The organism is Micromonospora sp. DT201, from assembly GCF_049841575.1.
Classification (GTDB): domain Bacteria; phylum Actinomycetota; class Actinomycetes; order Mycobacteriales; family Micromonosporaceae; genus Micromonospora.
Map to the genome: position 1 here is coordinate 551865 of NZ_JBNCKP010000002.1, position 14019 is coordinate 565883.

A 14019-nucleotide genomic window follows, 5' to 3' on the forward strand; every position below is an offset into this window, starting at 1 on the left:
CAGCTGGAGGTCCAGCCGGAGGCGCTGAAGGCGTTCGCCAGCCGGACAGATGGGCACTGAGCCGATGGTGGAGTCGCCATACCTCGACCGGCTCCGCGAGCTGGTGGAGCCGGGTGAGCAGGTGCTCGCCATCGCCTCTACCGACGTCGCGCAGGGGATCCGGCCCCCCGAGCCGCCGAACGCGGAGCAGCCGAAGACCACTCGGGGTGGCTTCAGTCCCCTCGGCTTACTGCTCAACGTGCTCTCGCCCAACGTGGTCTTCGCAGCCGGGGACCGCCTCGTCGACCTGGTCGTCTGGGGCATCGCCGGTCGCGGGGCCCCCGGCTCCGCGGCGTCCCGACTGACTCACGCCCACTGGCTCACCCTGGTCGAGCCCGGCCTGCGAAGCACGCTGCTCGTGGTGACCAACCGGCGCCTGCTGGTCTGCCGAGGCGGCCGGACGTCGCTGTACCGCCGGACCGACCCGGCCGCCGAGGTGGCCGGCACCGAGATCATGTGGTCGGCTCCGCGCGCCGAGATCACCCAGGCCCGGGTGGGCTGGCACCGGCTCAACCCGAAGCGGCTGACGATCGAGTTCACCGACCACTCGTGGCTCGCGTTCACCGTGCCGATCGCGGAGTCCGGCCGGCCGCTGCGCGAGGTCGCCTCAGCCCTCTCCGGCTGAGCCGCCGGTCAGGGGGGCGGGCAGCGGCGCGAGGTGCACCACGGACAGCCGGGACACCGCGCGGGTGAGCACCACGTACAGCCGGTGCAGCCCGCGCGGCTCGGCCGCGACGATCGCGGCCGGCTCGACCACCACCACATGGTCGTACTCCAGGCCCTTGACCAGCGTCGCGGGCACCACAGTGACCCGCTCCGCGGCCGCCACGTCGTCGGCGGTCGCGGTCGCGACACCGGCGGCGGCCAGCGCCGCGCGCAGCCCGTCGACCGCGTCGTCCGCGGCGATCACACCGACCGAGCCGTCGTGCGCGAGCGCCGCGCGCACCTCGGCCACCGTCGCCGAGGTCAGGTCGGTCACGGTACGCACGTCCAAGCCGCCGTCGTGGCGCAGCGACTCGGCCGGCGGTACGTCCACCGCGAGTGCCGGCAGCAGCTGGTTTGCGAACGTGACCACCGCAGCGGGCACCCGGAAGCCGACCGTCAACGGGACCACCACGGCGTCCGGCTTGCCCAGGTGGGCCAGTGACTCCCGCCAATCGGTAGCCGCCCACGGCGCGGTGCCCTGAGCCAGGTCGCCGAGGAGGGTGACGGAGCCGTGCTCGCTGCGCCGGGCGATGGCCCGACACTGCATCGGGGAGAGGTCCTGCGCCTCGTCCACCACCACATGCCCGAACCCGGAGGGCCGTTCCAGCAGCCCGGTCGCCTCGTCGATCAGCACCGCGTCGGCGGCGGTCCAGCGGGTCGCCTTCGCGGTGCGAGCCGGCTTCGCCCAGATGAGCAGCGCCTGCTCGGTGCCGCTGAGCAGCCCGTCCGCCGCGGCGGCGAGCCGGGCCGGGTCGGAGAACAGGCTGTGCACCAGCCCCTCGGGGGTGAGCGCCGGCCAGACCGCGTCCAGGAAGTCGAGCACCGGCCGGCAGCGGCCCATCCGACGCAGCCACGCGTCGCTTGGCGACTCCGCCCGCCGCGCCTCGGCCTGCCGTTGCAGCAGACTCACCACCCGCGCCCGGACCCGCTCCCGCCCCGTGCCGTACGGCAGACCTTCCCGGCGGGTTTCCTCAACGATCCGGTGCAACGGCTCCAGACCGATCCGCCATCGGAACGAACCGTCCGACACGGTGATCGAGTCGGTCGGCGTGCCGATCTGTGCCTGCACCGCGCGCTGGAGCACGCGCGCCATGCGTACGTCGTGTTTGAGCACCGCGACCGCCGATGCCTCGACCGCCCGGACCGGCACCCTGGAAATCAATTCCTCCACCGTGGCCTGTTCGACCTCGACCTCGCCCAGGGCCGGCAGCACCGCCGCGATGTACGACATGAACGCCCTGTTGGGCCCGACGATCAGCACACCGGCCCGCCGCAACCGCTCCCGGTGCAGATAGAGCAGGTACGCGGCCCGGTGCAGGCCGACCGCAGTCTTCCCGGTGCCCGGCGCTCCCTGGACACAGATGGACTCGGAAAGGTCAGCCCTGACCAGCTCGTCCTGCTCCGGTTGGATCGTGGCGACGATGTCGCGCATCGGCCCGACACGCGGTCGCTCGATCTCGGCGGCGAGGATCCGACTGGTCGTGCCGAGCTCTTCGCCCCGATCCAGACGCTCATCCTCGAAGCTGGTCAGCAGCCCGTTGCTGAACCCGAACCGTCGCCGGACCGCCACGCCCTGCGGATCCCGCGCGCTGGCCTGGTAGAACGACCGGGAGACCGGCGCCCGCCAGTCCAACACCAACGGCTCGCCGCGCTCGTCGGCGACGTGCCGCCGCCCCACGTGATACCGCCGACCGTCCGTGCTGTTCGCACCCGCGCCGGAGCCCTCGTCGCTGGTCCTGCCCGCCATGGCGTCGCGGTCCGTGGTGTAGCGGTCCGCAGTGTGGCGGTCCGTGGTGTGGCGCTGTGTGGTGTCCTGGCCTGTGGTGTCGTGGTCCGTGGTGTCGTGGTCCGTGGTGTCGCGGTCCGTGGTGTCGCGGTCTGTGGTGTCGCGGTGTGTGGTGTCGTGGCCTGTGGTGTCGTGGTCCGTGGTGTCGCGGTCCGTGGTGTCGTGGCCAGCGGTGTCAGGGTCCGTGGACTCGGCGAAGTCGAGGCGGCCGAAGAAGAGTGGCGTCGTCGGGTCGTCGGCCAGTTCGGCCACCCGGCGGGCCAGGGTGCGGCCGAGCGTCTCCGCCGCGTACGCGTCGCCGGCCACCTGGTCACCGGTGGCGAAGAGGTCCTCGGCCCGCTCCCGCATCCGCCGCAGTGCCGCCCGCGACGTTGCCAGGTGGGCGCGTTCAGCCGACAGATCCGTGTCGAGGTGTGTGTCGAGATCGAGTGCGGGCATGCTGACGTCCCATCGTTCACATCTGCTGCGCGCTCGCGTGTCCGGGGGCGGATGGCCGGCCGCCCGGCGCGACGACGTCCGTTCCGGTGCAGCTCACCTCGGCCGTCAAGCGGCCTGCAACCCTACGCGCATCAGCCCATCTCCACTACCGAATTACCCAGTCGACCACCTGTCAGGGTCGGCGTGTCGCCGGGCGGGTCGCTGTTGCGTCGGCGTGTCGCTGCTGGGCTGGCCTTTCGGCGCACCGCCGCTGGGACCGCCGCTGGGACGGCCGCGCCGCTGGGACGGCCGCGCCGCTGGGACGGCCGCGCCGCTGGGACGGCCGCGCCGCTGGGACGGCCGCCGGCACCGCCGCTGGGACCGCCGCTGGGACGGCCGCGCCGCTGGGACGGCCGCTGGGTCGGCCGCCGGCACCGCCGCTGGGACAGCCGCTGGCACGGCCGCCGGGTCGGTCAGGTCGCAGCCGAGCACCGGCACGGCGTCGTCCCCGGGCTGGCCTCCGCTGCTGGGCTGGGCCTTTTCGGTGCTTGTCGGTATCAGCAGCGCCGGTGGTAGAGGTTGCGCCGTGGTGTGCGCTGCGCGTCGAGCCAACTGGGCGGGAGGAAGTCGGGCCGACCGTCCGGGGCGATGCGGACCGTCCAGTCGCCGCGGTGGACGAGCCGGTGGTGGTAGCCGCAGAGCAGCACGGCGTTGCCCAGTGCCGTCGCCCCGCCATCGGCCCAGTGTTGGACGTGGTGGCCGTCGCACCATCGGGATGGCCGGTCACAGCCAGGAAAGGCGCAACCACCGTCTCGTAGCACCAGCGCGCGTCGCAGCGGGCCGGTGAAGAGCCGGCGCTGGCGCCCCACGTCGAGAACCTGACTGTCGCCGCTCAATACGGCAGGTAGCACGGCCGCGTCGCAGGCGAGCCGGCGGACCGCGCCCGGCGTGAGGCGCGCCCCGGTCTCCAGGGTGCCCGCGCGTACGCCGTTGACCAGCTCGTCCAGCGACACGGTCACCACGAGCTGCGGCCGGTCACCGCCGTTGTCGGGCAGCTGACTGGTGCGCAGCACCAGCCGACAGACCTCGCCCAGTGCGTCGGCCCGGCGCTGACCGGGACTGCGATCGTCGTGCTCACCGGAAGGGGCGCAGAGCGGATCGATCGCCTCACGCAGCAAACTCGCGGTTTCGGTGTCGAGGTTTCCGCTGAGGCGTACCTGCCCGTCTTGCTGCTCCGAGAGCGTGACGTGCCGACGAGCCTCGGCCCGCTCGGCGGCCCGCTCAAGGGCCGCCAGCTCGGCCTGGTCGGCCAAGTCCGGTGCGACGTGCGTGAGGACGCGCTCCCCGAGACGACTCAGGATGGTCGGATCGAAACGGTCGGCCCAGGCGATCAGCAACTCGGTGGCCTTGTCCGCCACCTCGGGACCGGCCTCGACCGGCAGGGCCGCGATCGTCTCCGCGACCACCCGACCCTGCTCGACGGTGATGGCACCACTGAACAGCGCGTCGCGCACCGCCGGTGGCGCGGCATCGACGGAGGCAGCGAGCTGGACGAGCTGGCGCGCGGCGCGGCCGGTTAGCCGGAGTCGCTCCCGTAGCCAGACGGCGGTCGACGAGGCGCCCTGAGTGACCGCCACGCCTCGGGCGTCCAACTCGCGCACCAAGCCGAGCTGGATCGTGGCCAGCCGCTGCGCCAACACGTGCGTCGCATCGAGGGAAGCCTGCAGCTCGTCATCGGAGAGCCCCCAGGGCGCGGCCTCGGCGCAGTCGTGGACGGCACCGCCTGCCTGCGTCAACGCCCTCAACATGAAGGCAGAATAGAACACCTGTACGACACTTCTGGCTCGTCGAACGCCGGCCCGGCGTCAGTGGTCCGCGATCGGTCGGGTCGTTTGATCGCCTCCGGCCGCCCATGCCGGTGTTGAGGAAGGGCGGCTGCACGCGATCCTTGCCTCGTGCCTGACGGAGGGGCACCCGTGAAAGCGCCCCTCCGTCATGTCCAGCGCCTGGTGCGACGCCGGCGAGTTGGTGAGCGACTAGGCCGCGTCTACGAGCGCCCGGGTCGCGGCGGCGAGCCGCCGCCGGATCGTGAGGTCGTATGCCTGCTCGTGGGCCGGGGCGTCGTCGAACCGGTCGAAGTATCGACCGGACACTCCGATGAGGGCCGGGTCCGCGACGAGTCGCAGCGTCGGCAGCACTCCTGCATCGACGGTGGTGGCAGGGATCAGGCCGCTGGTGCGCACCAGCGGGGTGTCCATGAGGTGGGCCGGGTGCACCGCGTTGACGGTCAGCGTGTCGGCCGGCACGTCAGCTGCCAGGTCGAAGGTGGCCATGATCATCGCAAGCTTCGCGCGGCAGTACGCAACGACGGCGTCGTAGGGGTTGTTCTCGAAGCCGAGGTCGTCGAGGTCGATCGGGGCTTGGCCCATCGACGTCACGTTCACGACGCGGGCGGGGGCGGACGCCGTCAGGAGCGGCAGCAGTTCGGTGGTGAGCAGGTAGGGCGCGAGGTGGTTCACGCCCAGCCGCAGCTCGTGGCCCTGCCGGTTCACCACGCGCCGGGTCGGGTCGGCCGCGCCGACGGCCGCGTTGTTGACCAGCACGTCGAGCCGGTCTTCCCGCTCGAGTACCTGTGCTGCCAGGGCGCGGACCTGATCGAGGTCGGCCAGGTCCGCCAGGTAGGTGCGGACGGCCGGTGCCAACCCGCGCAATTCACCGGCGACGGCGTCGAGCCGGGTCTGGTCCCGCCCGTGCAGGAGGAGCGTGGCACCCCGCACGGCGAGGTCGCGGGCGAGGTGGCGGCCGACGCCGGTGGTGGCGCCGGTGATGAGTACGACCTTGTCTTTCACGAATCCTCCAGCGCTTGTAAACAATCAAGGGCTTGATGCTAGCAACGGACTTGATGGTCGTTCAGCCCGGTATGATCTGGCTGTGAGAATGTCCGCCAGCGAACGCCTTGGCCTCGACATCAAGCGCGCCGAACAGGCGCTGATGGCGGCCAAGGCCGCCGCGCTGCGTCCGGCCGACCTGACCGTCGCCCAGTACGCGGCGTTGTTCACCCTCGCCGACAACCCGGGCATGTCGGGAGCCGCGCTGGCCCGGGCCTGCCTGGTGACGCCCCAGGCCATGACCGGTGTCCTGAAGGCACTGGAGGACAGGGGGCTGGTGCTCCGCTCGCCGCACCCCTGGCACCACCACGTCCTGGAGACCCACCTCACCGAGGAGGGGCGCGCCACGCTGCTTCGGTGCGACCGTGAGGCGGTGCGCATCGAGCGGCGGATCGCCGACGCGCTGAGCCCTGACGAGCGGGACCAGCTTCGCGACCTGCTGGCCCGGTGCGTCGCGGCGATCCGCGACTCAGGCCAGCAGCCGGAATAGCGCCCTCGGCATCAACGTGATCGAGGTCTTCTTCATCCGGGAGACGCTGAGCGGCCCGGATGGACGACAGCCGCGGCCGGCCGCCACGGATGCGGGTTTGGCCACTCCGGGCCGGCCCGCCGAGCCGACACCGACGGCCAGGGATACGGTCGGTTCATGGCTGAGCGCATCGCACGCCCGCGGGTCGGGCACATCCAGTTCCTGAACTGCCTACCGATCTACTGGGGTCTGATGCGCTCAGGCACCCTGCTCGACGTCGACCTGCAGAAGGATTCACCGGATCGGTTGAGCGCGTCGCTGATCGCTGGGGACCTCGACATCGGCCCGATCACGCTGTTGGAGTACCTGAAGCACGCCGACGAACTGCTCCTCCTGCCGGACCTGGCGGTGGGCAGCGACGGGCCGGTGCTCTCGGTCAACATCGTCTCCACCCGCCCCCTCGCCGAGTTGGACGGCGCCCGGGTGGCGCTCGGCTCCACCTCGCGGACCGGGGTGATGCTGGCTCAGCTGCTGCTTGCCGAGCAGTACAACGTGCGGCCGGAGTACTTCCGCTGCCCACCGGATCTGACCCAGATGCTGTTGGAGGCCGACGCCGGGGTGCTGATCGGAGACGTGGCGCTGCGGGCGTACTACGAGGCGCCGCAGCGGGGGCTCATCGTCACCGACCTTGGGCAGGCGTGGCGGGAGTGGACCGGTCTGCCGATGGTCTTCGCCGTCTGGGCGGTTCGTCGAGACTTCGCCGCCGCCCATCCGGGCCTGGTCAAGGAGGTGCACGAGGCGTTCCTGCGTTCCCGGGACCTCTGCATCGCTGAGCTGGACCAGGTCGCCGAGGCCGCGGCCCGCTGGGAGCCGTTCGACGCGGCGACGCTGGCCACGTACTTCCGGATCCTGGACTTCTCTCTCGGTGACCGGCAGGTCGCCGGGCTGCGCGAGTGGGCCCGGCGAGCCGCTGCGATCGGCGAAGCTCCGGCGCTGCCGGAAGGCGGCCCGGAGTTCTTCGCCGGCTGATCGGCCGGCATCCGCCGGGGCCGATCAGCCGGCACCGGCCGGAGCGAGCGGGTCAGACGCCGGGGCGCAGTAGCGCCTCGGTGATCTTCTGGCAGTTCTTCATGCCGTAGTCGTAGCCCATGTTGATCGGGTATTTGACCATCACGCCCATCGTCCAGGTGTCACCGATGGCCAGGCAGTTGATGTGCATCTCCTGCTCCTTGGTCCGGTCGATCCACCCGTTCTTGATGGCGATCTGCTTCTGCTCGGCGGCCGGGAAGGCCTTGCGGATGCCGAAGTCTCCCGCGCCGCGGACCAGCTTCATCTCGTTGAGCAGCCACTTGGTCCACTTCGGCCCGGCGGCGGTGCCGGTGGCGATGCAGTTGCCGAGGCGGGCGGTGTCCCGGGGGGAGAGCGCTGTCCGGGACCAGCCCTTGTCGGGGGCGACGCTGCTGTCGGTCAACTTGCACATGGAGATCAGCCGCTTGATCGACGCGTCCCGGCCGACGGAGTTGTAGAACTGCTCGGCCCGGGTGTTGTCGCTGTCCCGGATGATCCGCGTCGCGTCGGCGAGCTTCGCGTCGCTCGGCGTCTGGCCGGCGTCGGCGGTGCGGCGCAGGTAGTCGGCGACGATCCAGGATTTGATCATCGAGGCGGTGGTGCTGGTCTCACCCATGTTCTTGGAGCCGATGATCGCCCCGGTCCGGCGGTCCAGCACGCTCCAGGAGTACCAACCCTCGATGTCCAGGTTGAGGTCCTTGGCCACGAACGGCAGCGGCTCCAGCGATGGGCTGGGGCTGGGCGACGGCGAGGCCGGCTGGCGGGCGCTGCGGTTGGTGGCCCCACTCGTGGACCGATCACTGGCCGTCGTGCCGGCGTCGCCCCACTTGGCGGCGGCGGACGACTCGAACGGCGACCCAGGCAGCAGCCGCAGCGACACCAGGACCAACCCGATCAGGATGACCGCGATGGCGACCAGCCGCAGCGGGGAGGCCTCCCCGCCGCCGCGCCGGCCGGCCCGTCGATTGCCGGCCATCAGAGCTTCCCGACCGGCTGCTGCGGCACCTTGAGCGCGGCACCGGGCTGCGGCGTGACCAGTTGGGTGGCCACGCTGGCGCAGACCTGCGCGCCGTAGTCCAGTGGGTATTTCGCCGCCGGGTAGCGCAGCATCACCGCGAGAGTCCACTTGTCAGTGACGGCGAGGCAGTTGACGTGCCAGTTGCCGTCGTAGACGAGTCTCGTCCAACCGTTCTTGATGCTGACCGGTCCCTGATCGGTGATCGATTTGGGCAGGCCGTCGATGATTCCCCACCGACCGCCACCGGACTTGGTCTTCTGGTCCTTGTCCGCGGTGGTCCCCTGGACCTTGCTCATCTCGCTCAGCAGATAGGCGGTGTACTTCTGGCCGGCTGCCTTGCCGTCGGCGATGCAGTCGCCGAGCCGGACCGCGTCCCGGGGAGACATCCGGGTGAAGCTCCACCAGCCGATGAACATGGCGGGAATGGTGCCGCGGTTGGCGCTGGTCAGTGCCGCGGTGTCGGTCAGCCCGCAGGTGTTGACCATCCGTTTGATCGTGGCTGCTTTGCCGTCCGCTGCGTAGAGGGCGTTGGCCGCGTCGTCGTTGCTGTCCCGGATGGCGGTGGTGATGTTCTTCTTCATCGCCGCCGGGATCGGCTTGCTGCCGAGTTGGCGCAGGTAGTCGGCAGCGAACCACGACTTGATCATCGACTCGGTGGAGCTGGTCGCGGTCATGTTCGGCGACCCGGCGATCTTGCCCGTCTGCCGATCCATCAGCGCCCACGAGAAGAATTGGCCCTTGAAGTCCACCGACACCGGGCCGGCCGCCAGCGTGGGCGGTGGCGGCGGCGTGGGTGATGGCGCGGCGACCGAGGCACCGCCGCCTCCGCCTCCGCTGCTGTCGCCGCTGGAGAGGCGGGCGTACGCGGCGGGGACCAGGAGGACGCCGCCGAGCAGGACCGCCGTGATGGCGAGCACCAGGGTCACGCGGGATCGCATGAGTGGGTGAGCTCCAGGTGTCAGGGCCGGGGGGCCGGCTTGTGTCTGGGCAGATCGACCGATCGCCGAGGCCGGGGGAGGTGGCCTCTGTCTGGCGGCAATCAGTTGAAGCCGATCGGTGTGACGGCGAAAAGTCTACGTCCGGTCGGGTGGCCCGCCAGGCCCTGACACTGGGCAATCCGCGATAAAGGCGGGATATGCGCCCGGTATGCGGTTCTTACGGGGATTCACCTTCGTTTCGTGGCCTAAGTCACGACGGAATCAGACTGTCCAGGTGACGCAAAGCGCTCATTCCGTTACGGATGGGATCCTCGGTTTCCTGTTACACGCTCTGGTTTCTTGAGTCGCAAGCTGTAACACTTGTCCCATGTATGGCAACGACTTCTCGACACCGGCCGACGCCTCGGGTGCCGCTGCGGGTGACGCGCCGGGCGGCGGCCTGCTGGGCGAGGTCGAGGCCGCCGAGGCGGAGCTACGCGCGGCGGCAATGCGCGGGCGACGCGGCGGCCCCGCGCCCGACGAGGACCTTGCGGCGTACTTCGCCGAGGTGGTCGACGCCGAGCAGAAGATCGAGCCGCGCGACTGGATGCCCGACGCGTACCGCCGGACGCTGATCCGGCAGATCGCCCAGCACGCCCACTCCGAGATCATCGGCATGCAGCCGGAAGGCAACTGGATCAGCCGGGCGCCGTCGCTCAAGCGCAAGGCGATCCTGCTGGCCAAGGTGCAGGACGAAGCGGGCCACGGCCTCTACCTCTACGCCGCAGCCGAGACGCTCGGCATCAGCCGCGACGAGCTGGTCCGGCTGCTGCTCGACGGGCGGCAGAAGTACAGCTCGATCTTCAACTACCCGACCCTGAGCTGGGCCGACGTGGGCGCGATCGGTTGGCTGGTAGATGGCGCGGCGATCGTCAACCAGGTGCCGCTGTGCCGCTGCTCGTACGGCCCGTACGCCCGCGCGATGATCCGGGTCTGCAAGGAGGAGTCGTTCCACCAGCGGCAGGGCTTCGAGATCCTGCACACGCTGGCGCACGGCACTCCGGCGCAGAAGGCCATGGCCCAGGACGCGCTGGACCGCTGGTGGTACCCGTCGCTGGCCATGTTCGGCCCGCCGGACGGCGACTCCACGCACTCCGCCCAGTCGATGGCCTGGAAGATCAAGCGTTTCTCGAACGACGACCTGCGTCAGCGCTTCGTCGACATGTGCGTCCAGCAGGCCGAGATCCTCGGGCTACGCATCCCCGATGCGGACCTGCGCTGGAACGAGGAGCGGCAGGCGCACGACTACACCCAGCCGGACTACGACGAGCTGATGCGGGTGATCTCCGGCGACGGGCCGTGCAACCGGGAGCGGATGGCCCACCGCCGGGCCGCCCACACCGAGGGCGCATGGGTACGCGAGGCCGCCGCGGCGTACGCCGCCAAGCGGGCGGAGAACAGGGAGAAGGTGGCAGCCGCGTGAGTACCGAACATTCGCCGCTCTGGGAGGTCTTCGTGCGGGCCCGGCGTGGGTTGTCGCACACCCACGTCGGCAGCCTGCACGCCCCCGACGCCGAGCTGGCCCTGCGCAATGCCCGGGACCTCTACACCCGCCGTCAGGAGGGTGTGTCGATCTGGGTGGTGCCGGCAGCCGCGATCACCGCGTCCAGCCCGGACGAGAAGGACGCCTTCTTCGACCCGGCCGCCGACAAGGTCTATCGCCACCCCACGTTCTACGAGGTGCCGGACGGGGTGGCGCACCTGTGAACGGGCCTTTCGACTTCACCCTCGCCCTGGGCGACGACGCGTTGGTCGCCGCCCAGCGCCTGGCCGAGTGGACGACGCGCGCCCCGGAGATGGAAGAGGACATCGCGCTGGCCAACATCGCCCTCGACCAGCTCGGCGCGGCTCGCCTGCTGCTGTCGTACGCGGGTGAGCTGGAGGGCGCCGGCCGCGACGAGGACGCGTTGGCGTACCTGCGCGACGACCGCGAGTTCCGCAACGCGCTCCTGGTCGAGCTGCCCAACGGCGACTTCGCGGTGACGATGGCGAAGCTGTTCTTCCTGGCGGCCTACCAGCTGCCGCTGTACACGGCGCTGGCCGGTGGCTCGGACGAGCGGTTGGCCGCGATCGGCGCGAAGGCCCGCAAGGAGTCGGCGTACCACCTGGACCATGGCGCGCTGTGGGTGAAGCGGCTCGGCGACGGCACCGAGGAGTCGCACCGTCGGATGCAGGCCGCCGTCGACGAGGTGTGGCCGTACACCCATGAGTTGTTCGCCGCGAACCCGACGGCGCCGGTCGACCCGGCCACCCTGCGGCCGGCGTTCGACGAGACCGTCAGCTCGGTGCTGGCCGAGGCGACACTCACCCGGCCGGAGAGCGCCTGGGCCCCGGCCGGCGGGCGGGCCGGCGTGCACACCGAACACCTGGCCTTCCTGCTCGCCGAGATGCAGGTGCTGCACCGCGCCCATCCGGGGGCGAAGTGGTGAGCGCGAGGAGTGCAGCGCAGCGGAGCCCCGCAGTCGCGAACGAAGCTGGCACGGTGAGCGCGAGGAGTGCAGCGCAGCGGAGCCCCGCAGTCGCGAACGAAGCTGGCAGAGTGAGCGCGCGCGAGGCCGCGGCCAGCGTGGTGGACCCGGAGATCCGGGTCATCACCATTGACGAGCTGGGCATCCTGCGGGCGGTCGAGGAGGACCCGACCAGCGGTCGGGTCACCGTCACCATCACACCGACCTACACCGGTTGCCCGGCGATGGACGTGATCCGGGCCGACATCCGTCGTGCGCTCGCGGTCGCCGGCCACCTCGACGCCGAGGTCCGCACCGTCTACAGCCCACCGTGGAGCACCGACTGGATCTCCGAGGGTGGGCGGGCCAAGCTTGCCGCCTCCGGGATCGCCCCGCCGGCCCCGGTGCCCGCCGCTGGCGTCGTGCCGTTGACCCTCGCGGTCCGCTGCCCGCAATGCGGGTCACCGGAGACCGAGCAGGTCAGCCGGTTCGGCTCCACCGCGTGCAAGGCGCTGTGGCGGTGCCGCTCCTGCTCCGAACCCTTCGACCACCTGAAGGCGCTGTGACTGTCACGATCACCCGCCCGGTCCGCCGTCGGCCGGTCTTCCACCCGCTGTCGGTCGCCGCCGTCGACCGGCTCACCGACGATGCCGTGGCGGTGACCTTCGCCGTACCGGAGGAGTTGCGGGAGACCTTCGCGTTCCGCGCGGGCCAACACCTCACGGTCCGGCTTCCCGGCGGAGCCGGGGCCACCAGCTCCGCTGGTGCGGACGGCACGGACGTGCGCCGGTCGTACTCGATCTGCTCCACCCCCGACGACCTGGTCCGGCACGGCCGGTTGCGGATCGGGGTGCGGGAGATTCCCGGCGGTGCCTTCTCGGCGTTCGCGTGCGGGGCGCTGCGCGGTGGCGACCTGGTCGAGGTGCTGCCGCCACTGGGCACCTTCACCACGGCGTTCGCGCCGGAGCGGGTGCGGCACTACGGCGCGGTCGTCGCCGGTTCCGGGATCACCCCGGTGCTCGCGCTTGTCGCGACCGCGCTGGCCGTCGAGCCGGCCAGCACCTTCACGCTGGTGTACGGCAACCGCACGGCGAACACGGTGATGTTCGCCGAGGAGCTGGCCGACCTGAAGGACCGCTACCCCACACGGCTGCACCTGGTGCACGTGCTCTCCCGGGAGCAGGGCGAGTCGGCGCTGCTCTCCGGGCGGATCGATGCTGAGAGGCTCGGCCGGTTGCTGGGCAGCATCGTGCCGGGCGACGCGATCGAGGAGTGGTTCCTCTGCGGCCCGTACGCCATGGTGGTCGACGTCCGGAACGTGCTGACCGCACGCGGGCTTCCCGAGTCGGCGGTGCACACCGAGCTGTTCCACGTCGACGCGCCGCCCGAGCCGGTCCGCCGTCCCGTCGACCAGGCCGGTGCCGGAGCCGAGGTCACGATCGTGCTGGACGGCCGGTCCTCGAGCTTCACCATGGGTCGCGAGGAGCGGGTGTTGGACGCCGCGCTGAAGGTGCGTGGCGAGTTGCCGTACGCCTGCAAGGGCGGTGTCTGCTCCACCTGTAAGGCGAAGGTCGTCGACGGGGCGGTCACGATGGCCCGCAACTACGCGCTGGAGCCCGACGAGCTGGCCGCCGGCTACGTCCTGACCTGCCAGTCCAGCCCGACGACCGACAAGCTCACGGTCGACTACGACGCCTGACCTACGCAGACCCCGTCCAGCAGCTTCTGGCGGAGCGGCTGAACCCGGGCCGCCAGCCCTGCTCGCCCTGGCCTACCTGCGCAACGGCGACACCTAATACCCACCTCGCCCCCGGCTTCGAGATCGGGATAGCCACCGCCTGGCGCTACGTCCAGGAAGCGATCGTCCTGCTCAGCGCGACTGCAGAAGACCTGGACACCGCCATGAAACGCATACGGCGGCTGTCCTACGCGATCCTGGACGGCACGCTGATCCCGATCGACCGCGTCGCCGACCAGAAGCCGTACTACTCCGGAAAGCACAAACGCCACGGCGTGAACGTCCAGGTCATCGCCGACACCGCCGGGCGTCTCGCCTGGGCTTCGGCCGCGTTGCCCGGCGCGGGGCGACCTGAGATCGACTTCGACGGCCAATCCGCGGAGCAGGTGCGGCGACAACACCGCTCGCCCTCGGACCTCGACGCCTGAACACTTTCCCGCCTGATCGGCAATGACAGGTTGAAGCGC

13 protein-coding genes and 1 pseudogene are annotated in these 14019 nt (G+C 70.9%); 9 read left to right on the top strand and 5 right to left on the bottom strand.

The features are described 5' to 3' along the window. Window positions 1-49 precede the first annotated feature (49 nt). Complete coding sequence (locus ACLQ28_RS06425; RefSeq protein WP_425685244.1) at window positions 50-664, top strand: hypothetical protein; 615 nt, start codon at window positions 50-52, stop codon at window positions 662-664. On the opposite strand, the gene ACLQ28_RS06430 is transcribed toward ACLQ28_RS06425, so the two are convergent. From ACLQ28_RS06430 to ACLQ28_RS06440, 3 genes are all read right to left on the bottom strand, one after another. Further along, window positions 647-2968: a HelD family protein gene (locus tag ACLQ28_RS06430; protein WP_425685245.1), complete on the bottom strand. Its 2322-nt coding sequence runs from the start codon at window positions 2966-2968 to the stop codon at window positions 647-649. The two genes, ACLQ28_RS06425 and ACLQ28_RS06430, sit on opposite strands and share 18 nt — an antisense overlap. A 536-nt stretch (window positions 2969-3504) precedes the next feature. Continuing rightward, window positions 3505-4755 (bottom strand): DUF222 domain-containing protein, encoded by a 1251-nt coding sequence (locus ACLQ28_RS06435; RefSeq protein ID WP_425685246.1) that lies wholly within the window; start codon window positions 4753-4755, stop codon window positions 3505-3507. Between the two features lie 228 nt (window positions 4756-4983). Next, window positions 4984-5796, bottom strand: a complete 813-nt coding sequence (locus ACLQ28_RS06440; RefSeq protein ID WP_425685247.1) for an SDR family NAD(P)-dependent oxidoreductase — start codon at window positions 5794-5796, stop codon at window positions 4984-4986. Window positions 5797-5884: 88 nt separating this feature from the next. On the opposite strand from ACLQ28_RS06440, the gene ACLQ28_RS06445 reads away from it, so the two are divergent. Both ACLQ28_RS06445 and ACLQ28_RS06450 read left to right on the top strand, forming a co-directional pair. Beyond that, complete coding sequence (locus ACLQ28_RS06445) at window positions 5885-6325, top strand: MarR family winged helix-turn-helix transcriptional regulator (protein WP_425685356.1); 441 nt, start codon at window positions 5885-5887, stop codon at window positions 6323-6325. A gap of 156 nt (window positions 6326-6481) precedes the next feature. Further along, window positions 6482-7333 (top strand): menaquinone biosynthetic enzyme MqnA/MqnD family protein, encoded by an 852-nt coding sequence (locus ACLQ28_RS06450; protein ID WP_425685248.1) that lies wholly within the window; start codon window positions 6482-6484, stop codon window positions 7331-7333. Window positions 7334-7385: 52 nt separating this feature from the next. Here the strand turns inward: ACLQ28_RS06450 and ACLQ28_RS06455 are convergent, their stop codons facing one another. Next, window positions 7386-8348: a hypothetical protein gene (locus ACLQ28_RS06455; protein ID WP_425685249.1), complete on the bottom strand. Its 963-nt coding sequence runs from the start codon at window positions 8346-8348 to the stop codon at window positions 7386-7388. Continuing rightward, the gene (locus ACLQ28_RS06460; RefSeq protein WP_425685250.1) at window positions 8348-9328 is read right to left on the bottom strand and encodes a hypothetical protein; all 981 of its coding nucleotides are present in this window, start codon (window positions 9326-9328) and stop codon (window positions 8348-8350) included. Before ACLQ28_RS06460 ends, ACLQ28_RS06455 begins: the two co-directional genes overlap by 1 nt. A gap of 367 nt (window positions 9329-9695) precedes the next feature. Between ACLQ28_RS06460 and paaA the strand changes: the two genes are divergently transcribed. The 6 genes and pseudogenes from paaA to ACLQ28_RS06490 form a co-directional block, all read left to right on the top strand. Beyond that, window positions 9696-10790 (top strand): 1,2-phenylacetyl-CoA epoxidase subunit PaaA, encoded by a 1095-nt coding sequence (gene paaA / locus ACLQ28_RS06465; protein ID WP_425685251.1) that lies wholly within the window; start codon window positions 9696-9698, stop codon window positions 10788-10790. Beyond that, complete coding sequence (paaB, locus tag ACLQ28_RS06470) at window positions 10787-11074, top strand: 1,2-phenylacetyl-CoA epoxidase subunit PaaB (protein WP_184180661.1); 288 nt, start codon at window positions 10787-10789, stop codon at window positions 11072-11074. Before paaA ends, paaB begins: the two co-directional genes overlap by 4 nt. Further along, window positions 11071-11796: a 1,2-phenylacetyl-CoA epoxidase subunit PaaC gene (paaC, locus tag ACLQ28_RS06475; protein WP_425685252.1), complete on the top strand. Its 726-nt coding sequence runs from the start codon at window positions 11071-11073 to the stop codon at window positions 11794-11796. The genes paaB and paaC overlap by 4 nt, the downstream gene beginning before the upstream one ends. A 110-nt stretch (window positions 11797-11906) precedes the next feature. Next, complete coding sequence (gene paaD, locus ACLQ28_RS06480; protein ID WP_425685253.1) at window positions 11907-12380, top strand: 1,2-phenylacetyl-CoA epoxidase subunit PaaD; 474 nt, start codon at window positions 11907-11909, stop codon at window positions 12378-12380. Continuing rightward, a complete protein-coding gene (paaE, locus tag ACLQ28_RS06485) occupies window positions 12377-13513 on the top strand; it encodes a 1,2-phenylacetyl-CoA epoxidase subunit PaaE (RefSeq protein WP_425685254.1) in 1137 nt (378 codons plus the stop codon). The genes paaD and paaE overlap by 4 nt, the downstream gene beginning before the upstream one ends. Before the next feature lie 43 nt (window positions 13514-13556). Further along, window positions 13557-13896: pseudogene (locus tag ACLQ28_RS06490) on the top strand (transposase family protein); the annotation flags it as partial. Window positions 13897-14019: the final 123 nt, after the last annotated feature.